This window comes from Nocardia cyriacigeorgica, assembly GCF_005863245.1.
Taxonomy (GTDB): Bacteria; Actinomycetota; Actinomycetes; order Mycobacteriales; family Mycobacteriaceae; genus Nocardia; species Nocardia cyriacigeorgica_C.
This window is the reverse complement of sequence record NZ_VBUT01000004.1, coordinates 618,370-639,857: the sequence shown is the minus strand read 5'-3', so window position 1 is coordinate 639,857 and position 21,488 is coordinate 618,370. Positions and strand designations below refer to the sequence as shown.

The window sequence follows — 21,488 nt, the reverse complement described above, 5'->3', positions numbered from 1 at the left end:
AGGAGTCTCCTTGCCCGGCAAGGCTTGTTACCAACTAGACGGTTGGATCATGACACGGCTCGACCGAACTGTCCAACCAACCAGTTGGGTGGATTGCTACCCTGGGCGCATGCCACGCGATTCCGCACGAACCAAGCAGCTGCTACTCGAGGCCGCCCATGCGGAGTTCGCCGAGCACGGCATCGCCGGGGCGCGGGTGGACCGGATCGCGGCCGCCGCCGGCTGCAACAAGGAACGCATCTATGGCCATTTCGGCAATAAGGAAGCCCTGTTCAGCGCCGTTCTCGCCGCCGCGATGCTGCGCCTGGCCGATACCGTCAAGCCTGGCGAGAGTTCGGCCGCCGATCTGGTGCGCCGCGTGTTCGACTACCACCGCGCCGACCCCTCACTGCTACGGCTGCTGATGTTCGAGGCCCTGTACTACGGTGACACCCTCGCCGACAGCAATGTGCACCGCCGCGACTGGTACGCACAGGTGAAAGCAACCCTGGTCGAGCGCACCGGGCTGCCGGAACAGGAAATCGGCCGCACCCTGCTCACCCTCGTCGGCCTCGGCGCCTGGCCGATAGCCATGCCCCAACTCGTGCGCCTGTTCCTCGGCGACGCCGCGAGCACCGACGACGAGATGGCCGGCCTCCGAGATTTCCTCGCCGCCTTCGCCGACCGCGCTGCAGAACTGGCCTGACTCAGCCGCGCGCCATATCCACGAACCGGCTCAAATGCAGCTGGTGCGCAACCGTGATCGTGGCCGTCGGGCCATTTCGGTGCTTGCCGAGAATCAGGTCGGCCTCGCCACCCCGCGGGTCGTCGCGTTCGAACGCGTCGGGGCGATGCAGCAGGATGACCATATCCGCATCTTGTTCCAAAGAATTGTGCAAGTTTATACCATTCGCGACAAAATTTTCGGTGCCGGGTACGGTCCCGTCGTAAACATTCTGTTCTCCGAGGCTGGTGATCTCTACAATCCTGTCCCAGAAAACGTCATTTGTTGCGAGCATCTCGATGTCGGCATCGTCGAGAACCGCTGCAACCCGAGCCAGCCGAGAACGGCTGGGCGAGTGGTTCCACATCCGGGTGCTGCCACAGTATCTCGACCCCATAGCGTCACCGAATTCGCGGTGGGTCATATTTCTGGCGGCGAGGAGCACCTGGACTTGGGCCCATACCTCCTTTGGGACAGTGTCGACGTTTGGCTTCGGAACGAGACGCTCCAGCTCTGCCTGCACCGCATGAGCCTTCACCCCGCGGCTCCCGTGCACACCAATACCACGGATGAACTTCAGTTGATTCTCAGAGCCGTACACGACCAGATGCCAGCAATCCCGATAACCCGATTTGGCAACCCGTTTGATACGGGCATGCACGTCGAGTCGGAGCAGCAACTGCGCCACATCGTCGACAAGCCGCCGACTGGTCGACGCATAGTAGATCCACGCCTGCCCATTCTTGTCATCCCATCGCACCGCCCCATCAGTCGCCCACAGGTGACGCAGGAACAGCGCGACTTGATCGTTCGGCAACGCGAAGACCGGCTGCGGAACGAACTTCTCGTAGCTGCGCAGACCGAAAAGTCCGAGCTCATCGAGCCACGCGGCAATCGGGTTCCGTTTACCGTGAGTGAGGCGATACGGCGCAGGCAGACGGAGCGTCGTCACTCGGGCAGCCGCGTACTCGTCACGCACAGCAGTCACGCCGAAGTGTTGTGCCGCAGACGTGACAGCGGCGAGGTTCTCCTCGTCAACGCTCGCGTAGCGGATGGGCTGTCGCTTCACACAGGAGCCGTCGCCGATCATGTGCGCAAGCAGAATCACTTCGGACTCGGCCATGCGGGTGGTGTGCACGGGTTCAGGGACCACGCGCGGGGTCGCCAAGCGGTCACCGACCGAGAGCTTGTCCAGCGCGATCCAGCCGTCGACGGTGAGGAACGGATGGTTCCCGGTCGCTTCTACCTCCCGACCGGACGCCAGACGCAGCCGGAAGACTTCCTTGCGCCCGCTGGGGAACACCTTCACCATCGGCCGCGCGACCATCCGCATCCGCTCATCCAGGGACCACACCAGCGGCTGTTCACCTGTCGCGAGCAGTTCGCCCAGCGTGGTCTCGCCGCCGGTATCCGCACGCAGAATGCGCGTCGAGGCCGGTAGGCATCCCGATTCGCGCAGGTCCGACACCATGGGGCGCTTGTCGGTTCGCTGTTCGGGGCCACGGTTCAGCTGACTGATGGCGACCACCGGGACTTCGAGTTCCTTGGCGAGCAGCTTCAGGTTTCGGGAGAAATCCGAGACTTCCTGCTGGCGGGATTCGACCTTCTTTCCGGAGGTCATCAGCTGGAGGTAGTCCACGACGACGAGCTTCAGATCGTGGCGCTGCTTCAACCGGCGCGCCTTTGCCCGGATCTCCATCATCGTCAGGTTCGGCGAATCGTCGACGAACAGCGGCGCCTCACTGATCTCACTCATCCGCCGCGCCAGCTTCGTCCAGTCGTCATCACTCATCCGCCCGGACCGCATGTCGCCGAGCTTGATCTTCGCCTCGGCCGAGAGCAGGCGCATCACGATCTCGGTCCGGCTCATCTCCAGCGAGAAAATAACGCTGGCCAGTCCGTGCTTGATCGAGCAGCTCCGCATGAAGTCCATGCCGAGGGTCGAATTATGCGTAGGGACCATCGACCGGCCCGCCAGGTACATGTGCGCGGGGTTGTCGACCTCGACGCAGCGCACGGGCAGCGGATCGATCTTGCGCACGTCGACGATCTGCCGGGCTTCCGAGCGCGCGGTGCGTGGGACCGAATGGGCGAAGTGGTCGCGCGGGGTGCGCAGGCTGTGGGCGATCTCGCCGGTCGTGCGGACCACCGGATGCGGTGCCAGCGTGGGAGCCAGCGTCGTCCACTGGTGCTCCTCGTCGGCGACGAGAACCGTCCCGTCGGAGAACTCGACCTCGTAGCAGGGCCGGTCCGTCATGACTTCGGTGGTGGCGACAACACGGGTCGATCGGCCATCAGGTCCGAGCAGCTCGTCCCCGACCTCGATCTCACCCATCGTGGTCCAGCCACGCGGCGTCGGTAGCGGTGTGTCGAGGGCCAGCGCCTTACCCACGCCAGGACGCGCGGCGACGATGATCATCTGGCCGGGGTGCAGGCCGTTGGTGATTTCGTCGAGTTCGGTGAAGCCGGTGGGGACGCCGAGGGAGATGCCGCCGCGGCTGGCGATGGAGTCGATTTCGTCCATCGTGGGCTGGAGCAGTTCCTCGAGGGGGAGGAAGTCTTCGGTGGTGCGGCGTTCGGTGACCTCGTAGACCTCGGCCTGGGCGCGGTCGACGACCTCGGCGATGTCCTGGCCGTCGGCGCCCGCGTAGCCGTATTGGACGATGCGGGTGCCGGCTTCGACGAGGCGGCGCAGGATGGCCTTCTCGGCGACGATCTCGGCGTAGTAGCCGGCGTTGGCGGCGGTGGGGACGGTCTGGGTGAGGGTGACCAGGTAGGGGGCGCCGCCGATGCGTTTGAGTTCGCCGCGGCGATCGAGGCCGGCGGCGACGGTGACGGGGTCGGCGGGTTCGCCGCGGCCGTACAGGTCGAGGATGGTGTCGTAGATCGCCTGATGGGCGGGGCGGTAGAAATCGCCGGGGCGCAGGGCCTCGACGACGTCGGCGATGGCGTCCTTGCTGAGCAGCATGCCGCCGAGTACGGACTGCTCGGCCGCCATATCGTGTGGTGGCTGGCGCCCGAAATCCTCGCCGGGCGGTTCCGGCGGGTAATCGGTATGCCCACGGTCATCGACGACTGCCACCTGACTCGACCGTCCTCTCTACCCGATAGGGCTCACCCTATTGACGTCTGGTTCTACCCCCGGGGTACGACAGTTTCGGCGTGTCGGACAGGCAGGACCAGCACCGTTGCGACCCCGGGTCACGAGTTCAGTTACCGCTCCGGCATCCACCGGATCGTGACCGCTCGAGGGCTCGCGCACGGCGATGCGACGAACCTAGGCGACCGCGCATGCACATACCAAACCCACCTGTGCACACATCTGTGGATAACTTGTGGACTGTTTACCCAACGGTGTGCACCTCCTGTGCACTACTTGGGGAAAACCCTGGTCATCTACCACAAACACGCAGATAGGTACGTATTTCCACAGCTGTGCATGTGTGGATAAATAAAGTCTCGGCGTGTCGGTGGAGTTGAACAGCCGGGCGTGTTGAGTTAACAGACGATGGACAAGCTATGAGGTGAATCACATTACGAGCGGTTGGTTTCTCCAGTGATCCACAACATGCACATCTGGGGATAACTTCTCGCGCTGTGCACAGCACGAACCCAGGCCTCGGTTGCCCAGCAACCAGCAGAAGACAGAGCTAATCCCCGGCTATCAGCACGGGTATAGCCCGCTGAACAAACAGTGCACAGCCGAAGGCCACCCCCGTGCCGAACACGGGCGTGGCCTTCGACTCGATGTAATTCCGGCGCTGGGCCGTGAACTCAGCTCTCGGCTGCGACGACGTTCAGGTCGAACGTGGCAACCACATCCGGGTGCAGGTGCACCGAGATCTTGTGCTTGCCGGTCGACTTGATGTGCGACTTCGGCAGGTCGATGCTGCGCTTGTCCAGCACCGGGCCGCCGGCCGACTTCACCGCGGCGGCGACGTCGGCCTGGGTGACCGAACCGAACAGCTTGCCGGTGCCCGCGGTCTTCACGCTCAGCGAGACCGACTCCAGGCCCTCGATGGCCTGCTTCAGCTCGTTGGCGTGGTCCAGGTCGCGCACGCGACGGGCATCCTGCGCCCGGCGAATGCCCTCGACCTGCTTCTGCGCGCCACGGCTGGCGACGATGGCAAGGCCGCGCGGGAGCAGGTAGTTGCGCCCGTAGCCGTCCTTGACCTCGACGGTGTCACCGGGGGCACCGAGGTTGTCCACATCAGCGGTCAGAATGAGCTTCATTTGCGTGCCTCCCTTGCTCAGCGAGCCGTCGACACGTAAGGCAGCAGCGCCACCTCACGCGAGTTCTTGACGGCAACCGCGATGTCGCGCTGGTGCTGCACGCAGTTGCCGGTGACCCGGCGGGCACGGATCTTGCCGCGATCGCTGACGTACTTGCGCAGCAGCGCCGTGTCCTTGTAGTCGATGTTGACGAGTCCGGTCTTGCTCTCCTTGCAGAAAGTGCAAGCCTTCTTCTTGAGCACCTTTTCGCGCGCGGGCGCTTTAGGCATGGTCTTCTACTCCGTAATCTTGGTGGCCCGTCATCGCGGGCCGATATGAGCCGTTGTCAGAACGGCGGTTCGTCATCCATGCGGCCGCCCCCGAAGGAGCCTGCCGCGGGCGCGCTGCCCCACGGGTCGTCGGCGGCACCCTGGCCACCGGAACGCCCACCACCACTGTTGGCCTGCTGGTAGTTGCCACCACCGCCGCCGGAACCACCGGAGCCGCCGGATCCGAATCCGCCGCCGCCCCCGCCGCCGCGGCTGGTCTTGTTGACCTTGGCGGTGGCGTAACGCAGCGAGGGACCGACCTCGTCGACCTCGAGCTCGACGACCGTGCGCTTCTCACCCTCGCGGGTTTCGTAGGAGCGCTGCTTGAGCCGTCCGCTCACGATCACACGAGAACCCCTGGTCAGGCTCTCGGCGACATTCTCCGCGGCCTCGCGCCAGATGTTGCAGCGCAGAAACAGCGCTTCGCCGTCTTTCCATTCATTGGTATTACGGTCGAACACGCGGGGCGTGGAGGCGACGGTGAAGTTCGCCACCGCGGCGCCCGCGGGCGTGAATCGAAGCTCGGGGTCGGCCGTCAGATTTCCGATGACGGTGATGACCGTATCGCCTGCTGCCATGAGGTTCCTCCTGCTCGGTGTGCAGTTCCCGGGTGCACTCGCTTGTCGTGCTTAGAGCCTAGAGACAGGCACCGACCAAACACGGGTCAAACGAGGGACCGGAAGAACTACTTGTCGTGGCGCAGGACCTTGGTGCGCAGCACCGACTCGTTGAGACCCAGCTGGCGGTCGAGCTCGCTCACGGTGGCGGGCTCGGCGGTCAGGTCGATCACGGCGTAGATGCCCTCGGCCTGCTTGCGGATCTCGTAGGCGAGCCGGCGGCGGCCCCAGATGTCGACCTTGTCGACCTTGCCGCCATCGGTGCGAACCACGCTGAGCATGTTCTCCAGGTTCGGACCAACGGTGCGCTCGTCCAGGCTCGGGTCGAGGATGACCATTACTTCATAATGACGCACGGACCAATCACCTCCTGTGGACTAGGAAACGGCCACGGACGGTCCGTGGCAGGAGGGTCGTCGCGTCAGCAACCCGGCAAGGTTACCTGACCAGGTATTGACCGGCGAAATCGATCCCCCCGCCACTACGCTGATCGGTATGCCGAACGGACCCGCAGCAGGCGAGCTGGTCGCCGGTCGCCTGCCACGGGTGGGCGCGGCAACAGTCGCGGTGCTGCTGTGCGGGCTGACGCTGCTTGCCGCATTCTGGAACAAGGCGCGGTGCGCGGGGGCGCCGTTCCGCGAGGACGGGCGTTCGCTGGCGTTCGACCTGTTCAAGGATTCGCGGGTCTGTTATTCCGATATCCAGTTCCTGTGGCTGGGCCGCGATATCGATCAGCACGTCTTTCCTTATATTCACGGCGGCATCACCGGTGACGGCGCGCTGGTCGGCGGGGCGGTCGAATATCCGGTGCTCAGCGGGCTGCTGATGTGGGTGGGCGCGTTGCGCGCCGACAACGACGCGATGTTCCTGCTGCATTCGGCGTTGCTGCTGGCGCCCTTCGCGCTGCTCACCGCCTGGCTGCTGGGCCGGATGGCGGGCTGGCCCGCCCTGCTGTGGGCGGCGGGGCCGCCGCTGGTGCTCTATGCCTTCCACAATTGGGAACTGCCGGTGGTGTGCGCCGCGGTCGCGGCCGTCTACGTGGTGACGATGCTGCCGCGGTATTCGCTGCGCACCAGGGCGGTGCTCGCGGCGGTGCTGTTCGCGATCGGGTTCTGCCTGAAGCTGTATCCGGGGATTTTCGTTGTGCCGTTGATGGCGTATGTGCTCACCGGCGGGGCCGATGCCGCGAACTCCGATCTGCGCGATCGCCGTTTCGATGTGCGGGGCGCGCTGTTGACAGGTGCGGCGGCGCTGGCCACGGTGGTGGCGATCAATCTGCCGTTCGCGCTGGCCGGGTACGAGGGCTGGCGGGCTTCGTTCACCTTCCAGCAGCTGCGGCAGGCCGATATCACCACCAATTCGATCTGGTACTGGGGTCTGCGGCCGCTGTTCGGGCCGGATGCGGTGGACGAGGAGAATTTCCAGCAGGTGGTCTCCGGCGCCTCCCCCGCGTTGATCCTGGTGTCGTTCGTGCTGGCGATGTGGCTGGGGTGGCGGCGATTCAGCACCACGGGCGTGTTTCCGTGGGTGGGCGTGAGCGGCGCGATGCTGTGTGGATTCCTGTTGTTCCACAAGGTGCATTCACCGCAGTACACGCTGTGGATCATTCCGTTCCTGGTGTTGCTGCGGGTCCCGTGGACGTTGGTCGGCGCCTATCTGGTGGCGGACGCGGCCATCGGCGTCGGCGTGTTCCGGTACTTCTATGCCCTCGGCACCGGCAATTCGGTCGAACTGACGGAGGCCATCGTGCAATTCGGGGTGTGGGGCCGGGCCGGGCTGCTGCTCGTGCTGTTCTTCGTCTTCGTGCGTGCGGCCTCGCGTGTCGAAAGACCCGCGGTCCCACCGGCTCCGCGGCGTGATTCCGGCGAACTGGTGCCGGTCGGCTGAGTCCCCGCGACCGACGGCCCGGTGCCCACACCTGACGGCTGAGCGCTGCGGCGCCGACAATGGTGCGATGAACGAACCCGCCGACATCGCAACGACTCGCACTGCCTACGACGGCGTGGCCGGACTCTACGCCGACCTCGTCGCGGGCCACCTGGAACGCAACCCTTTCGAGCGGGCCATGCTCGGCATCTTCGCGGAGCTGGTGCGCGACAACGGTGGCGGCCCGGTGGCCGATATCGGTTGCGGGCCCGGCCGGCTGACGGCGCATTTGAGCGAGCTCGGTCTCGACGTGTTCGGCATGGATCTCTCACCGGAGATGATCGCGCTGGCCGAGCAGTCCCACCCGGGTCTGCGCTTCGAGGTCGGCAGCATGGAGCGGCTCGAGATCCCCGACGGCTCGCTGTCCGGCCTGCTCGCCTGGTATTCGATCATCCACCTGCCGCCGCGTCGGGTGCCCGAGGTCCTCGCCGGTTTCCACCGGGTGCTGGCCGACGGCGGGTACGCGCTGCTGGCTTTCCAGGCGACCGACCCGCCCGAATCGATCACCGCGTTCGATCACAAGGTCACCGAGGCCTACCGCTGGTCGCCGGAGCATCTGCTCGAGCTGCTGGTGGCGGCAGGGTTCGCGCCGGTGACCCGGATGGTGCGCGAACCGCAACCGGATGAGCGGTTCGATCAGGGCTATGTGCTGGTGACCAAGGACCCGGCCGCAGTGGCCTGAAAATTTCCCCTCCCTAGCAAAACTAGAACGTGTTACATTCGATGCATGGCACCGACGCCGATCGAGAACGCCGCGTCCGCGCACTGGCGATCAATGCGGTACGCGGCGGTTTCGAGCGCGACGTGCCGGGCAGAAGGTTTACCGGTCAGCATCCGGCGAGCCGAATATTATGCAACCCGTTCCAGGGCATAGGGAGACCAGAACCGCCATGCGTACCGAAATCTGCGACCGCCTGGGGATCGAGTTCCCCATCTTCGCCTTCACCCATTGCCGCGATGTGGCGGCCGCGGTCAGCAATGCCGGCGGTCTCGGGGTGCTCGGCGCGGTGGGCTTCACCGCCGAACAGCTCGAGGTCGAGCTCAGCTGGCTCGACGAACACGTCGGCGACAAGCCCTACGGCGTCGACCTGGTGATCCCGTCCAAGTACGAGGGCAAGGGCATCGACGGACTCTCCCCCGAGCAGCTCGAAGCCGAACTCGCCAAGCACGTTCCGCAGGGCCACCGCGATTTCGCGGCCAAGCTGCTCGCCGATCACGGCGTCCCGGAACTGCCCGCCGACGAGGTGCATCCGCAGCTGCTCGGCTGGACCGCGACCACCGCCGCACCGCAGATCGAGGTGATCCTGCGGCATCCGAAGGCCAAGCTGGTGGCCAATGCGCTCGGCACCCCGCCGCCGGATGTGGTGAGCAAGATCCAGGAGTCGGGCCGGTTGATCGGCGCGCTGTGCGGTTCGGTCAAGCATGCGCTCAACCACAAGGCCGCGGGCCTGGACTTCGCGGTCTGCCAGGGCACCGAGGGCGGCGGGCACTGCGGCGAGGTGTCCTCGCTGGTGCTGTGGCCGCAGGTGATCGACGCGGTCGGCGATATGCCGGTGCTGGCCGCGGGCGGTATCGCCGACGGCCGTCAGGTCGCTGCGGCGATGGCGATGGGCGCGGCGGGCGCGTGGACCGGCTCGATCTGGCTGACCGTCGAGGAGGCCAATGTGCCGCCCGCCCAGATGCAGACGCTGATCGAGGCCACCAGCCACGACACCGTGCGGTCGCGGGCGTGGACCGGTAAGCCCGCGCGCATGCTGCGCAACGACTGGACCGAGGCGTGGGAGCAGTCCGACACCCCGGATCCACTGCCGATGCCGTTGCAGATGATGGTCGCCCTCGACGGCGTCAAGCGCGGGCACAAGTACCCGGAGGCCGCCAAGGACGTCAACTTCAACCCGGTCGGCCAGGTGGTCGGCATGATGAACAAGGTCGAGCGTTCCGCCGATGTGATGGCGCGGCTGGTCGAGGAGTACGTGGAGTCCTGCGAGCGGCTGAACAAGCTCAACGGGGCGCTGTGAAGTAGTCACCGGACGTAGGAAGGCCGCCGGACCGAGGGGTCCCGGCGGCCTCTCCACTCGGCAGCGATGAGTTTGGACGCGCCTATCCAGGGCACCTAGAAGGTGCCGATCACCGCGGTTCGGTGAACCGATCCCGTTGGGCGCCAGGAGAACCCGGCCCGTCAGGCCCGAGACCGTCAGGCAGTCCGGATTACCGAGACCGCTAGGCAGTCGCGGCGTGCGCGGAATCGGGTTCCTCGGCCGCGTCCAGCAATTCCGCGAAGCGGGCCAGCACCTTGTCGTGATACATCCCGAAGAGGTCTTCGAAGAGCGCGAGCTGGGCCTCGGACGGCCCGGAATCGGACTCCCACACCGCCATCATGGCCCGCCACACCAGCACGTGCAGATCGGCGGCGCCGGCGAAGTAGGCCTCGATCGCCTCCGGCACCTCGAGCACCATCTCGCCGATCGAGTTCAAGATCGCGCGCTGCATGCTCGAGCCGAGCACGGTGAGCAGCCGGCGCACCAAGCCGATCTCCACCGAGAGGATCTCGCGGTAGTCCGGAACCTCCAGGCGGGCAAGCGCTTCCAGCCTGTCGATATCGGCTTTGAGCTCCGCCGGGTCGGCGTCGCAGCGGCCCGCGGTGTAGGCGAGCAGTGCGTCCATGACGATGCCGCGCTCCACCTCGACGATGTCGCGGAACATCTCGATCGCCACCTCGGGCATGGGCACCGAGTAGCGGAACAGATGCCGGTACACGTCGATGCCGCCGAGTTCGCGGACGTCGCGAATGGTGAAACCCTTGCCGCGACGGGCGTCGACGAAGCCGTAGGACTCCAGCCTGCCGAGGGTGAGCTGCGCGGTGGCGCGGTTCATCTCGAATTCGTCGGCGACCTGGCGCACCGAGGGCATCAGTTCGCCGGGCCGGTACTCCCCCGCGGCGACCCGGCGTGCCAGCTCATCGGCAGCGTCGGCGACCACCGTCCGGGATCCCATCCTGCACCCTCACCTTCGTAATACGTCCCAGACAGTCTAGGCGCAATGTGCCAGACTGCACATGGATACTACGGGGCGGCGCAGTGTGAGGTGAATCATGACCACTCGATGGGGCAAGGGCCGGGCAGCAGGCCTGGCGACGGGCCGTTCCGGCCTGTTTCCGGCTCGCCCCGACGGCACCCCGCCGATGAGCCGGGCGGCGCGCAACGCCAGGCTGGCGGCCCTTCCGGTGGCCTATGCGGGGCGGCGCGCGGCCGGGGCGGGGCGCCGCGCGCTCGGCCGTTCGGCGGCGGAGGTGGATCGGGAGATCCAGTTGCGAACCGCCCAGCACATCTTCGAGGTGCTCGGCGAACTCAAGGGTTGCGCGACCAAACTCGGCCAGCTGCTGTCCATTTATCAGCTCGCCTTGCCCGAAGATATAGCTGATCCCTATCGAATCGCGCTGACACGGTTACAGGATGCGGCGCCGATCATGCTGCCCCCGACCGTCGATGCGGCGATGGCGGCGAACATGGGCGGCGGCTGGCGGGGCGCGTTCCGCGAGTTCGACGATCGCCGTGCCGCTGCCGCCTCCATCGGTCAGGTGCATCGGGGAGTGTGGCACGACGGCAGGCCGGTGGCGGTCAAGATCATGTACCCCGGCGGGCGGGCGGCAGTGGAGACGGATCTGACGCAGCTGCGGCGGATCTCGACCCTGGCATCGGTGTTCCTGCCCGGCGCCGACGTCAAGGCGGTCACCGAGGCGATCTGCGAGTGTGTGCGCGACGAACTCGATTACGGCGCGGAGGCCGCCAATCAGCAGGCCTTCGCCACCGCCTACGCCGGCGCACCGGAGTTCCACATTCCCGCGGTGGTCGAACAGCGCGGCGATGTTTTGATCACCGAATGGCTCGACGGCACCCCGGTATCGCGAATCATCGCCTCCGGCAGCAGGTCCGAACGCGACCGGGTCGGCATGCTGATGACGCGCTTCGTCCTGTCGGGCTGGCAGCACGATCTGCTCTACGGTGATCCGCATCCGGGCAATTTCCGGTTGCTTCCCGATGGGCGGCTCGGCATCGTCGATTTCGGCGCTTGTTCGCCATGGCCGATCGAATTCCGCGCCCTCGCCTACGATTTCTGCGATGCCTTCTTCACCGGCGGACCGGCCGAACTCGAAGCCGCGGTGCGGGCGCACGGCTTCGTCGATCCGAGCCATCCGCTCGATGCCGACGCGCTGGTATCCGCGCTCGGCGAATGCGGGGAGCCATTGCAGCACAGCACCTTCCACCTGACCACGCGCTGGTTGCGCCGGCAGGTGTTGCGCACGACGAATCCGCGCCTGTCGAATGTGGTGCGGGAACTGGCCATGCCCGCGCCGTTCACGCCGTTCGCCAGGGCCGGACTGACGCTGATCGGGGCGTTGAGCCAGCTCGAGGCCGAGGTGTCCTATCTGGACGAGGTGGTCCGGGCGCTGCCGTTCCTGGGCGAGGTGTTCGAGCGGGCGGGAACGCTGACCGAAGGACACGGCGATCCGGGCGCGCAGCGGCGGTTGCGGGTTGTGCGGCAGTTACCGATCAGCTGAGTTCCAGCGCGCGGACCCGGCTGCCGATCCCGGTAGCCGATTGGATTCGGCCTGGTCACCAAACTTCTAGGCAAATTGTCCCAGACAATCGGGGCGGCGTGAGTACTACCCCGGACCATCAACCCGGGCCAGACGATTCCGCATGCCACGCAGATCATCGCGGCCGACGGTACAGCTCAGTGCGCCAGCCACTCTCGCCACTCGGGCCGGATCAGCTCCGCCAGCACCGCGTACCCGTCGGCCCCCGGATGCGCACCGTCGCCGATGCGGACCTCGTGCCGCCAGACCGGGTGGGTACTGAGCGGCTGATGGGTGCGGACATAGGGAACGGCAGCGGTGGCGCAGAGGGCGGCGAAACGGGCGTCGAGAGCCGCGGTGCGGGCATTGTGCTCGTCGTCGTCGATCGGTGGCGGTGCGACGACCAGCACCGGCCAGCCGCGGTCGGCGGCCTCGGCGAGCAAGGCGGTCAGATTGGCGACCGAATCGGTGGCGTCGACGCGTGGCCGGCCGTTGTCGACCATGGTGTCGTTGACGCCGAAGGAGAACACCACCCGCGCGTCGACGTCATCGGGGAAGCGCGGCACACATTCGGCGAGCCAGCGCGCCCGGATCTCGGTGGAGGTCTGCCTGCGCACGCCGAGGTTGTACGCGGTCACCGGATGCCCGCAGGCGTGCGCGTCGGCGACCAGGCGTCCGGCCCAGCCGAGCGCCGACGGGTCACCGACGCCTGCGACGAAAGAATCACCGACGAAACAGATACGGGTATCGCGACTCACCCGATGATCATGCCCTCGCACTGCGGACGTGCGCCTGCGCGGCCGTGCAATAAGATCGCGGTGTTCGTTCGGGAGGGAGTGATCGTGGCAGGGGAATCGGAGCGGCGTGCCGCCGCCCCGCAATGGTTCGCGGACCTGCTCGGCAGCCGGCACTGGATTCGCCGCACCGAGCCGTTTCCGCACGTCTACGCGCGTGATGTGTTCGCGCCGGAGTTCTATCGCCGCTTGGCCGACGAGTTCGACCGCGCCCGCCGCGAGCACGCCGATCGCTTCGCCAAGGTCGCCGACAACTATGGGGCCAGCGGTATTCGGCTGACCGAACTGAGCAACGGCCCGCTCGCGGTGTTCCAGTCCCGCGAATGGCACGACATGATCGCCGGTGTGGCCGGAGTCGAGGCGACCGGTGACGTCGAGGCGTCACTGCACAGCCATCCGGTCGACAGCCCGCGCGGCTGGCCGCACAACGACCTCGCCCCGGCCTGGTTCGCCGGCGCCGCCCCCGGACCGGGTGAGGTGCGCGTCCCCGAACCGAGCGTCGACACCAAGACCGGCCCCCGCAGCACCGATATCGCGGCACGGGAGACGGTGCGGGCGGTCACGCTGCTGTTCTATCTGGCCAACGATCCATGGGAGCCGGGCGGCGGCGGTGAGACAGCGCTGTTCAGCCGGGGTGAGCGCGGTGCGCGCCCGGCGAAACTGGTTCCGCCGCTGAACAATTCGCTGGTGATGTTCGAATGCACACCGCGCTCATGGCATGCCTTCGCCGGTGCCAATACCGCCGAACGCAACTGTGTGGTGATGTGGCTGCACCGGCCGAAGGCCGACGTGGTGCGGCGTTGGGGAGGAGACCGCATTGTCCAATGGTGAGCGCCGCGTCTGCCTGATCACCGGCGCGGGCGGCAGGCTTGGTGACGCGTTCTGCCGCTCGCTCTACACCCACTACGACATCGTCGCGGTCTGCCGCAATCGGGTGCCGGCGGCGCCGTCTCAGGAGGAGTGGTTCGTCGATCCACTCGACCCGGAGCGGGAGGTCCCGCAGAACGCGTCGCGGGTGTTCATCGTGCGCTCGGACCTGACCGAGGCGGGCGAGCCGGAGCGGGTCGTCGATCTGACGCTGGCCAAGTTCGGGCGGGTGGACCTGCTGGTGAACAACGCCGCGAACATGGCGCTGCACCCGCTGGGTGTGGTCGACGGCGACGCCGCACTCGACGCGTTCGGACCGGTGTTCGCACTGAACGTCGAGGTGCCGCTGCGGCTGGCGACGCGGCTCGCGCAGCGGTCCTGGCTGCACGATGACGCGGGCAACCGGGCGAACAACCGCAATATCGTCAATGTGTCCAGCATGTCCGGCCCGGAGGTTTTCGGTGGTCAGACGCTGTACGGCACCTCCAAGGCCGCGCTCAACAAACTGACCCGCCATCTGGCCGACGAGTTCGACGAGTTCGGCGTGCGGGTCAACGCGATCGCGCCGGACGCCTTCCCCGGATCCATCCCCACCTCGAAGGTCGTGCGCGCCATCGTCGAGCTCGACAGCGGCGAGATGACGGGCACCGTGTTCAGCGTGGTCCCGCCGACCGGCGCTCCGGTCGGACGGCACGCTCGCACGGCTGGGGCCTAGCCGCCACCGCCGTTACCACTTCGCGTCTGTCTGGGCAACCGATCGCCGGACATCGGTGCGGCGTGTTGGTGTGTATCGTCCGCCTCGGCCTCCTGCATACTCACCTGCAGTGAGCGAGGGTGGCCGGCGTAGCTTCAACTCGATCCGAAAGTACCGATACGACATGCGAGTCGATGGGCGGGACATCCCGGTCACGGGCAGCCTGCTGCAGCCGTTGACCCGGCGCACCAGTGACATCATCCGTGTCGTACTCGCCGCGATCGGGGTCGGGGTGGTGATCGCGGGTTCGCTGATCACCCGGCCGGAGTGGCTGGCGCTGGAACGTTCGGTCTCCAATATCGTCGGATTCCTCAATCCCGACCAATCCAACCTGGTCTATCTGCTCTACGGCATCGCCATCCTGATCCTGCCCTTCGCCATTCTGATCGAGCTGGTGCTCGGCAAGCAGTGGAAACTGATGGCCGGATACGCGGCGGCGGGACTGGTGGCCGGCCTGCTGCTGTCGATCACCGGGACGGGCCTGTCGGCACCGAAATGGCATCTGCAGGTGCCGGACAAGCTCGACAACACCTTCTTGCAGCAGTTCCTCGACGATCCGCGCTGGATCGCGATGCTGGCCGCGGTGCTGACGGTGTCGAGTCCGTGGCTGCCGGACCGGGCCCGGCGCTGGATGTGGTTTCTGCTGCTGGCCTTCGCGCCGATCCACCTGGTGGTCAGTACCGTCGTGCCGGCGCGGGCGATGTTCGGGCTCGCGGTGGGCTGGCTGGTGGGCGCGGTGATCGTGCTGGTGGTCGGCACGCCGGCGCTCGAGGTTCCGCTCGACGCGGCGGTGCGGGTGCTGGCCAAGCGCGGGTTCACCGTCACCGCGTTCACCGTGGTGCGGCCGTCGGGTCCGGGGCCGCTGTTGCTGTCGGCGGCGGTGACCGGGCCGGAGCGGCGGCTCACCGTCGAGCTGTACGGCAAGAATCAGCGCAGTCACGGCGCGCTGCGCCAGGTGTGGCGCTGGCTGACGTTCCGTTCCAGCGAGACCGCGCCGCTGCACGGTTCGATGCATCGCGCGGTCGAGCACCGGGCGCTGATGGCGATCGCGGTCGGTGATCTGGGCATGGCGGCGCACGCGCCGGTGGCGGTGGCCTCGCTGGATCGCGGGTGGATGCTGTACGCGCATACGGTGCCGCACGGCCGGCCGCTGACCGAACTCGACGAGGAGGTGCTGCCCGGGCTGTGGCAGTCGCTGGATTCGCTGCACCGGCGCCAGATCGCCCTCGGCGACCTGCGCCCCGACGAGATCCGGGTCGAGGACGGCGTCGCCCGCTTCGGTGGGTTCATCGGCGCCGAGCTCGGCGCCTCCGACGCGCAGATCCAGTCCGATGTGGCGCAACTGCTGGTCTCGACGGCGTCGATCTTCGGCCGTGAGGCCGCGGTGCGCGCCGCGATCGAAAGTCTGGGTGAGAAGGCGGTGCTCACCGCCTCGCGCAGACTGACCAGATCCGGGATGCCGTCCGGGATCCGCAAATCGGTGCCGGACTGGAAGTCGGTGATGTCGGGCACGCGCGACGAGGTGCGCAAACAGACCGGCCAGGACCGCATCGAGGCCGAGCAGATCACCCGGTTCAGCCGCAAGAGCATCATCCAGCTGGTGCTGCTGATCGGCCTGGTCTACGTGGCGTATCCGTTCATCAGCGCGGTGCCGACCTTCTTCAGTCAGCTGCGCACCGCGAACTGGTGGTGGGCGCTGGCCGGTCTGGCGTTGTCGACGCTGACCTATATCGGCACCGCGGCCGCCCTGTGGGCGTGCGCTTCGGGTGTGGTGAGCTTCCGCAACCTGGTGATCATGCAGGTAGCCAACACCTTTGCCGCGACCACCACCCCGGCGCGGGTGGGCGGGCTGGCGTTGAGTGTGCGGTTCTTGCAGAAGGGCGGGCTCGGCGCGGTCCGCGCGACGGCGGCGGTGGCGTTGCAGCAGGCCGTGCAGGTGATCACCCATATCAGCCTGCTGGTGTTCTTCAGTATCGCGGCGGGGACCTCGGCGGATCTGTCGCATTTCGTGCCAGACGAGACCATCCTGTACCTGCTCGCCGGAGTAGGCGTCGGCATCATCGGCACCTTCATGTTCGTGCCGAAACTGCGGCGCTGGCTCAACCATTCGGTGCGGCCGCAGTTGCAGGAGGTGCTCGGTGAGCTGGCCGATCTGGCGAAGGATCCGAAGCGGTTCGCCATCATCATCGCCGGCTGTGCGGCGCTGACGCTGGGTCAGGCGCTGGCGCTGTGGGCCAGTGTGGAGGCGTTCGGCGGCGGAACCACCTTCGTCACCGTCACCATCGTCACCATGATCGGCGGCACCCTCGCCTCGGCGGCGCCGACGCCGGGTGGTGTCGGCGCGGTGGAAGCGGCGCTGATCGGTGGTCTGGCCGCATTCGGGCTGCCCGCCGCGGTCGCGGTCCCGTCGGTGCTGCTGTATCGCGTGCTGACCTGCTGGTTGCCGGTGTTCTGCGGCTGGCAGGTCATGCGCTGGATGACGAACAAGAACATGATCTGAGCCCGGACGGGTACATAGTTGCGCCCACCTCTGAGCGACAAAGGGTTTCGCTGTCGCTCAAAGGTGGGCGGCACTATCCCCGGGGCGGCATGGGTGGTGTCGGCCCGGATCCGCCGTCAATGCGGTAGCCGGCGGACAGGATTCACGTGAAACCTACGAATGCTGCTTGCGCAGCTCGACTTTCACGACCTTGCCGCTGGCATTGCGCGGCAGCTCCGGAACCACCACCAGTTCCTTGGGATGCTTGTACCTGGCCAGGTTCTCGTTGAGGAACGGCTCCAGCTCGGCGAGGGTCAGCTCGCCGTCCGGGTCGGCGAGGGCGACCACCGCGACCGGGACCTCACCCCACTTCTCGTGCGGACGCCCGATGACGGCGGCCTCACGGATGCGCGGGTGGGCGAAGAGCACATTCTCCACCTCGGCGCAGTAGATGTTCTCGCCGCCGGAGATGATCATGTCCTTCTTGCGGTCGACCACATAGATGAAGCCCTCCTCGTCCTGGCGGACCAGGTCACCGGAGTGGAACCAGCCGCCGGCGAAGGCGTCGGCGGTGGCCTCGGGCTTGTTCCAGTAGCCCTGCATGAGAGTCGGCCCGCGATAGACGATCTCGCCGACCTCGCCGGGTGCGACATCGTTCATCTCGTCGTCGACGATGCGGGCCTGGATGGTCGGGATGGGCTTGCCGACCGAGCCGAGCTTGCGGATCGCGTCCTTGCCCTCGAGCACACAGGTGATCGGCGACATCTCGGTCTGCCCGAATACCGCGACGTTGAACGCATCCGGGAAGCATTCGGCCATGGCCTTCAGCACCGTGTCGGAGGCGGGCGCGGCACCCCAGCTGAGCGCCTTCAACGCGAGCTTGCGCTCCTTGACGGTCGGTTCGGCGCAGATCAGCTGCCACTGCGCGGGCACACAGAAGGCCGTGGTGGCCTGTTCGGCCTCGATCGCGTCGAGGAATTCGGTGGCGTCGAAGGCGCCGAGCGGATGCAGCACGGTCTTGGCACCGAGCATGAAATACGGTGCCAGACTGCCCAAACCGGCGATGTGGAACAGCGGCGAGGTGCAGAAACCGATCGATTCCTGATCGATGGCGAGCGCCCTGATGCAGGTGAGGGCCTGGGCGTTCATATTGGCGTGCGAGAGGATCGCGCCCTTGGGGCTGCCGGTGGTGCCCGAGGTGTACATGATCAGGCTCGGCGTGTCCTCGGGGATGTCGAGCGGAGTGTGCGGCCGCCCGTCCTCGGCGAGCAGCTCGTCGTAGCCGAGCACGCCCTCAGCGGACTGCCCGCCGATGACCACGCAGTTCTCCAGCGAGTCCACCTGCGCGCGGACGGCGGCGGCCAGCGGCTGGAGCACGGTATCGGTGATGATCACCTTGGCGCCGCTGTCGGAGGCGATGTAGGCGACCTCGGGCGGGGTGAGCCGGAAGTTCACCGGCACCGCGATGGCGCCGAGGGCATTGATGCCGAAGACCGATTCGAGGTATTCGGGGTAGTTCAGCGCCAGGATGAGCACCCGGTCGCCGAAGCCGACACCGCGGCGGGCCAGCGCGTCGGCGAACTTCAGCGAGCGTTCGTGCAGTTGCCGCCAGGTGGTGTCGGCGCCACGGAACCGCACGGCGACCTCGTTCGGCCGCATGGCCGCATGGGTCGCGAGCTGGTTGTTCCAATGATTGCGCCGCGATCTGATCGGCTCGTCCAACGCTTGCACACCGGTGGTCATCCAGGCACTCCTCTCCCGCACGGTGGCCGCCGGAGCGTCCGGCGGTGGTGACGGGCTCAACCTGTGCGAAGAATAACAAGTAACTTACCTGGCAACAAGGATTCAGGCTCCTGATTCGGCGTTAATCTTGCGGCTTTGCCGCCAGGGCGGCGCTTGTGACCATATCCGCAGGCCATCGACAGTTTATCCGCCTCGACAGATAGGCAGCCGCGGCCAGCAGGATCGCGGACACATGCGAATCACGACTCACTTACAGCTTGTCGAGAGGTTGATTCGCGTGTCACGATCTCCCCGAGAGCGGGCACGCCCGCGATGAGCAGAGGAGAAGCAATGCTGCGGACCAGGTTCACCGAGACCTTCGGTGTGGAACATCCGATCGTCCAGGGCGGCATGATGTGGGTCGGCCGCGCCGAACTGGTCGCGGCCGTCGCCAATGCCGGCGGGCTCGGTTTCATCACCGCCCTGACCCAGCCCACCCCCGACGACCTGCGCCGCGAGATCGCGCGCACCCGGGAGCTCACCGACAAGCCCTTCGGCGTCAACCTGACCATCCTGCCGTCGATCAACCCGCCCCCGTACGCCGAATACGTGCAGGCCATCATCGACAGCGGCATCAAGATCGTCGAGACGGCAGGCAGCAACCCGGAACCGTTCCTGCCCTACTACCGCGACGCCGGCGTCAAGGTGCTGCACAAATGCACCAGCGTCCGGCACGCGCTCAAGGCCGAGCGGATCGGCGTCGACGGCGTGAGCATCGACGGCTTCGAATGCGCGGGCCACCCCGGCGAGGACGACGTCCCGGGTCTGGTGCTGATCCCCGCCGCCGCACGGGAACTGAGCATCCCGATGATCGCCTCCGGCGGTATCGCCGACGCCCGAGGCCTGGTCGCCGCGCTGGCGCTGGGCGCGGACGGCGTCAATATGGGCACCCGTTTCCTGTGCACCCAGGAATCGTGCATCGACCACAAGGTCAAGGAGCGCATCGTCGCGGGCAGCGAGCGCGACACCCAGCTCATCTTCCGCACCATGCGCAATACCGCCCGCGTCGCCGACAACGAGATCAGCCGCAAGGTCGTCGAGATCGAGAAGGCCGGAGGCACCTTCGAAGACGTGCGCGATCTGGTCGCGGGAGCGCGCGGGCGCCGCGTCTTCGACGAGGGCGATCTGGACGCCGGCATCTGGTCGGTCGGCCTGTGCCAGGGCCTGATCCACGACATCCCGACCTGTGCCGAACTCATCGAGCGCATGGTCACCGAGGCCGAGCAGCTGATCACCGCGCGGCTGGCGGAAACCGTCGTCGTGGGCTGAGTTGCCGCAGGCCGGGGCGCACGTCGCGCCTCGGCTCACGCGCGGCACCGCCACCGCATGCGCTGCGGCGGACCACCTCGCCGACACGGTCACCGCGCGGACGGCGAGGTGCGGCCCCGCGAAGCGGTCCGCGCCGGGTCCGGGTTCGATGGATCTCGGTGACGTCTCAGGCAAGCGGGGCCGGGCTGGGTCCGCCGACCCGCTCAGTGGTGGCGCGCGGCCAGCGCCGTGACGGCGTCGTGGTCGTGGGCGGCGACGACTTCGATGCCGTCGGGGAGGGCGTGCAGGCGGTGGATGGTGGCGAAGGTGGCGTCGCGGTCGGCGTCGAAGAGCAGGCCGGGCATGGGGGCCTTCTCGCGGATCAGTTCGATCTGGAGTTTGTTCCAGACGGCGTCACCGGCGAGCAGGACGCGGGAGCCGTCGTCGACGGCGAGCAGCACGCCGATGCTGCCGGGAGTGTGACCGGCCAGGTCCACCAGGACGACCGAGCCGTCACCGAAGAGGTCTTTGCTGCGGTGGAAGGTGAGCACCGCAGGGCCGTCGAGTTCGAAGGGCGCGCAGGCCCGGTTGTCCAGCGTCGCGCGCACGACCGACATCGGCGCGTGCGGACCGGTGGTGGCCCACTCCAATTCCGCTGCGGGCAGCTTGATTTCGATCGACGACGGCAGCTCGAGCAGGCCGGAGACGTGATCCCAATGCAGATGGGTCGGCAGCACGAAATCGATATCGGAGACCGCGATATCGCGGGCGGCGAGGGCGTCGGACAGGCCGAGCACCGGTTTGTCGGGGGCGACCAGCAGCGGAATCGGGAACGGCAGCCCCGGCAGCACCCGGCTGTGCGGGTCGGCGCACAGGGCGGGGTCGACCAGGAACCGGGCACTGGGATGTTCCACCAGGTACGAGCCCATCGCCATCGGCAACTCGCGCAGACTGCGCACACCCTCGGCGACGATGGTGGCGGGCGCCGACATCGTCGCCTGCGGGATCACCCGCAACCGGACGGTCGCTCGGGCCACCGGTAGCGGCGCCTGCTCGATGCTCGCCAGCAACCCGGTATCCGGACGGCGTGGACGCAGCAATTTCGGCGGTGTCGCCACCAACGCCGCGCAGCAGCGCAGCATGGTCGGCACGGTCGGAATACGCCCTTCGCGGATATCGGCCACGCTGCCACGGTAGGCGA

Annotated in this window: 18 protein-coding genes; 9 read left to right on the top strand and 9 right to left on the bottom strand. The window is 67.0% G+C overall.

Going from position 1 to position 21,488, the window contains the following annotated elements; translation table 11 throughout:
* The first annotated feature begins 109 nt into the window (after positions 1 to 109).
* Positions 110 to 685 carry a TetR/AcrR family transcriptional regulator gene (locus tag FEK34_RS12825; RefSeq protein ID WP_171048166.1) on the top strand — a complete coding sequence of 192 codons (576 nt, stop codon included), beginning with the start codon at positions 110 to 112 and terminating at the stop codon, positions 683 to 685.
* 1 nt (position 686) lies between these two features.
* Here FEK34_RS12825 and FEK34_RS12820 read toward each other — a convergent pair whose 3' ends face one another.
* The 5 genes from FEK34_RS12820 to rpsF form a co-directional block, all read right to left on the bottom strand.
* A complete protein-coding gene (locus tag FEK34_RS12820; protein ID WP_138448027.1) occupies positions 687 to 3,785 on the bottom strand; it encodes a replicative DNA helicase in 3,099 nt (1,032 codons plus the stop codon).
* Between the two features lie 692 nt (positions 3,786 to 4,477).
* Positions 4,478 to 4,936, bottom strand: coding sequence for a 50S ribosomal protein L9 (rplI, locus tag FEK34_RS12815; RefSeq protein WP_014353660.1), 459 nt, complete (start codon positions 4,934 to 4,936; stop codon positions 4,478 to 4,480).
* 17 nt (positions 4,937 to 4,953) lie between these two features.
* Positions 4,954 to 5,205, bottom strand: a complete 252-nt coding sequence (rpsR, locus tag FEK34_RS12810; RefSeq protein WP_036541619.1) for a 30S ribosomal protein S18 — start codon at positions 5,203 to 5,205, stop codon at positions 4,954 to 4,956.
* A gap of 56 nt (positions 5,206 to 5,261) precedes the next feature.
* Positions 5,262 to 5,822: a single-stranded DNA-binding protein gene (locus FEK34_RS12805; protein ID WP_036541621.1), complete on the bottom strand. Its 561-nt coding sequence runs from the start codon at positions 5,820 to 5,822 to the stop codon at positions 5,262 to 5,264.
* 107 nt (positions 5,823 to 5,929) lie between these two features.
* A complete protein-coding gene (gene rpsF / locus FEK34_RS12800; RefSeq protein ID WP_036541623.1) occupies positions 5,930 to 6,217 on the bottom strand; it encodes a 30S ribosomal protein S6 in 288 nt (95 codons plus the stop codon).
* Positions 6,218 to 6,356: 139 nt separating this feature from the next.
* Here rpsF and FEK34_RS12795 point away from each other — a divergent pair, with 139 nt between their 5' ends.
* The 3 genes from FEK34_RS12795 to FEK34_RS12785 all read left to right on the top strand — a co-directional run bounded on the left by FEK34_RS12795 (position 6,357) and on the right by FEK34_RS12785 (position 9,805).
* Positions 6,357 to 7,748: a DUF2029 domain-containing protein gene (locus FEK34_RS12795; RefSeq protein ID WP_138448026.1), complete on the top strand. Its 1,392-nt coding sequence runs from the start codon at positions 6,357 to 6,359 to the stop codon at positions 7,746 to 7,748.
* Between the two features lie 67 nt (positions 7,749 to 7,815).
* Positions 7,816 to 8,469: a class I SAM-dependent DNA methyltransferase gene (locus FEK34_RS12790; RefSeq protein ID WP_138448025.1), complete on the top strand. Its 654-nt coding sequence runs from the start codon at positions 7,816 to 7,818 to the stop codon at positions 8,467 to 8,469.
* Positions 8,470 to 8,677: 208 nt separating this feature from the next.
* The gene (locus FEK34_RS12785; RefSeq protein ID WP_138448024.1) at positions 8,678 to 9,805 is read left to right on the top strand and encodes an NAD(P)H-dependent flavin oxidoreductase; all 1,128 of its coding nucleotides are present in this window, start codon (positions 8,678 to 8,680) and stop codon (positions 9,803 to 9,805) included.
* 202 nt (positions 9,806 to 10,007) lie between these two features.
* Here the strand turns inward: FEK34_RS12785 and FEK34_RS12780 are convergent, their stop codons facing one another.
* Entirely contained in the window at positions 10,008 to 10,781 is a 774-nt protein-coding gene (locus FEK34_RS12780; RefSeq protein ID WP_138448023.1) for a GntR family transcriptional regulator, read from the bottom strand.
* 97 nt (positions 10,782 to 10,878) lie between these two features.
* Here FEK34_RS12780 and FEK34_RS12775 point away from each other — a divergent pair, with 97 nt between their 5' ends.
* Positions 10,879 to 12,345 carry an ABC1 kinase family protein gene (locus FEK34_RS12775; RefSeq protein WP_249359049.1) on the top strand — a complete coding sequence of 489 codons (1,467 nt, stop codon included), beginning with the start codon at positions 10,879 to 10,881 and terminating at the stop codon, positions 12,343 to 12,345.
* A 176-nt stretch (positions 12,346 to 12,521) separates the two neighbouring features.
* On the opposite strand, the gene FEK34_RS12770 is transcribed toward FEK34_RS12775, so the two are convergent.
* Positions 12,522 to 13,121, bottom strand: a complete 600-nt coding sequence (locus FEK34_RS12770; RefSeq protein WP_138448022.1) for a GDSL-type esterase/lipase family protein — start codon at positions 13,119 to 13,121, stop codon at positions 12,522 to 12,524.
* Positions 13,122 to 13,205: 84 nt separating this feature from the next.
* Between FEK34_RS12770 and FEK34_RS12765 the strand changes: the two genes are divergently transcribed.
* The 3 genes from FEK34_RS12765 to FEK34_RS12755 all read left to right on the top strand — a co-directional run bounded on the left by FEK34_RS12765 (position 13,206) and on the right by FEK34_RS12755 (position 17,278).
* Positions 13,206 to 13,988 (top strand): 2OG-Fe(II) oxygenase, encoded by a 783-nt coding sequence (locus tag FEK34_RS12765; RefSeq protein ID WP_138448021.1) that lies wholly within the window; start codon positions 13,206 to 13,208, stop codon positions 13,986 to 13,988.
* Positions 13,975 to 14,739, top strand: a complete 765-nt coding sequence (locus tag FEK34_RS12760) for an SDR family NAD(P)-dependent oxidoreductase (protein ID WP_138448020.1) — start codon at positions 13,975 to 13,977, stop codon at positions 14,737 to 14,739. Before FEK34_RS12765 ends, FEK34_RS12760 begins: the two co-directional genes overlap by 14 nt.
* A gap of 163 nt (positions 14,740 to 14,902) precedes the next feature.
* Positions 14,903 to 17,278 (top strand): lysylphosphatidylglycerol synthase transmembrane domain-containing protein, encoded by a 2,376-nt coding sequence (locus tag FEK34_RS12755; protein WP_138448019.1) that lies wholly within the window; start codon positions 14,903 to 14,905, stop codon positions 17,276 to 17,278.
* A 153-nt stretch (positions 17,279 to 17,431) separates the two neighbouring features.
* Here the strand turns inward: FEK34_RS12755 and fadD5 are convergent, their stop codons facing one another.
* Positions 17,432 to 19,000: a fatty-acid--CoA ligase FadD5 gene (fadD5, locus tag FEK34_RS12750; protein ID WP_138448018.1), complete on the bottom strand. Its 1,569-nt coding sequence runs from the start codon at positions 18,998 to 19,000 to the stop codon at positions 17,432 to 17,434.
* A 330-nt stretch (positions 19,001 to 19,330) separates the two neighbouring features.
* Here fadD5 and FEK34_RS12745 point away from each other — a divergent pair, with 330 nt between their 5' ends.
* Positions 19,331 to 20,308: an NAD(P)H-dependent flavin oxidoreductase gene (locus FEK34_RS12745; RefSeq protein WP_138448017.1), complete on the top strand. Its 978-nt coding sequence runs from the start codon at positions 19,331 to 19,333 to the stop codon at positions 20,306 to 20,308.
* 203 nt (positions 20,309 to 20,511) lie between these two features.
* Here FEK34_RS12745 and FEK34_RS12740 read toward each other — a convergent pair whose 3' ends face one another.
* Positions 20,512 to 21,471, bottom strand: coding sequence for an MBL fold metallo-hydrolase (locus FEK34_RS12740; RefSeq protein WP_249359046.1), 960 nt, complete (start codon positions 21,469 to 21,471; stop codon positions 20,512 to 20,514).
* Positions 21,472 to 21,488: the final 17 nt, after the last annotated feature.

Bases quoted from the DNA above. Each gene is read 5' to 3' on its own strand.
- FEK34_RS12825 (WP_171048166.1), top strand. From the start codon at position 110: ATGCCACGCGATTCCGCACGAACCAAGCAGCTGCTACTCGAGGCCGCC.
- rplI (WP_014353660.1), bottom strand. From the start codon at position 4,936: ATGAAGCTCATTCTGACCGCTGATGTGGACAACCTCGGTGCCCCCGGT.
- rpsR (WP_036541619.1), bottom strand. From the start codon at position 5,205: ATGCCTAAAGCGCCCGCGCGCGAAAAGGTGCTCAAGAAGAAGGCTTGC.
- FEK34_RS12805 (WP_036541621.1), bottom strand. From the start codon at position 5,822: ATGGCAGCAGGCGATACGGTCATCACCGTCATCGGAAATCTGACGGCC.
- FEK34_RS12795 (WP_138448026.1), top strand. From the start codon at position 6,357: ATGCCGAACGGACCCGCAGCAGGCGAGCTGGTCGCCGGTCGCCTGCCA.
- FEK34_RS12790 (WP_138448025.1), top strand. From the start codon at position 7,816: ATGAACGAACCCGCCGACATCGCAACGACTCGCACTGCCTACGACGGC.
- FEK34_RS12785 (WP_138448024.1), top strand. From the start codon at position 8,678: ATGCGTACCGAAATCTGCGACCGCCTGGGGATCGAGTTCCCCATCTTC.
- FEK34_RS12780 (WP_138448023.1), bottom strand. From the start codon at position 10,781: ATGGGATCCCGGACGGTGGTCGCCGACGCTGCCGATGAGCTGGCACGC.
- FEK34_RS12775 (WP_249359049.1), top strand. From the start codon at position 10,879: ATGACCACTCGATGGGGCAAGGGCCGGGCAGCAGGCCTGGCGACGGGC.
- FEK34_RS12755 (WP_138448019.1), top strand. From the start codon at position 14,903: ATGCGAGTCGATGGGCGGGACATCCCGGTCACGGGCAGCCTGCTGCAG.
- fadD5 (WP_138448018.1), bottom strand. From the start codon at position 19,000: ATGACCACCGGTGTGCAAGCGTTGGACGAGCCGATCAGATCGCGGCGC.
- FEK34_RS12745 (WP_138448017.1), top strand. From the start codon at position 19,331: ATGCTGCGGACCAGGTTCACCGAGACCTTCGGTGTGGAACATCCGATC.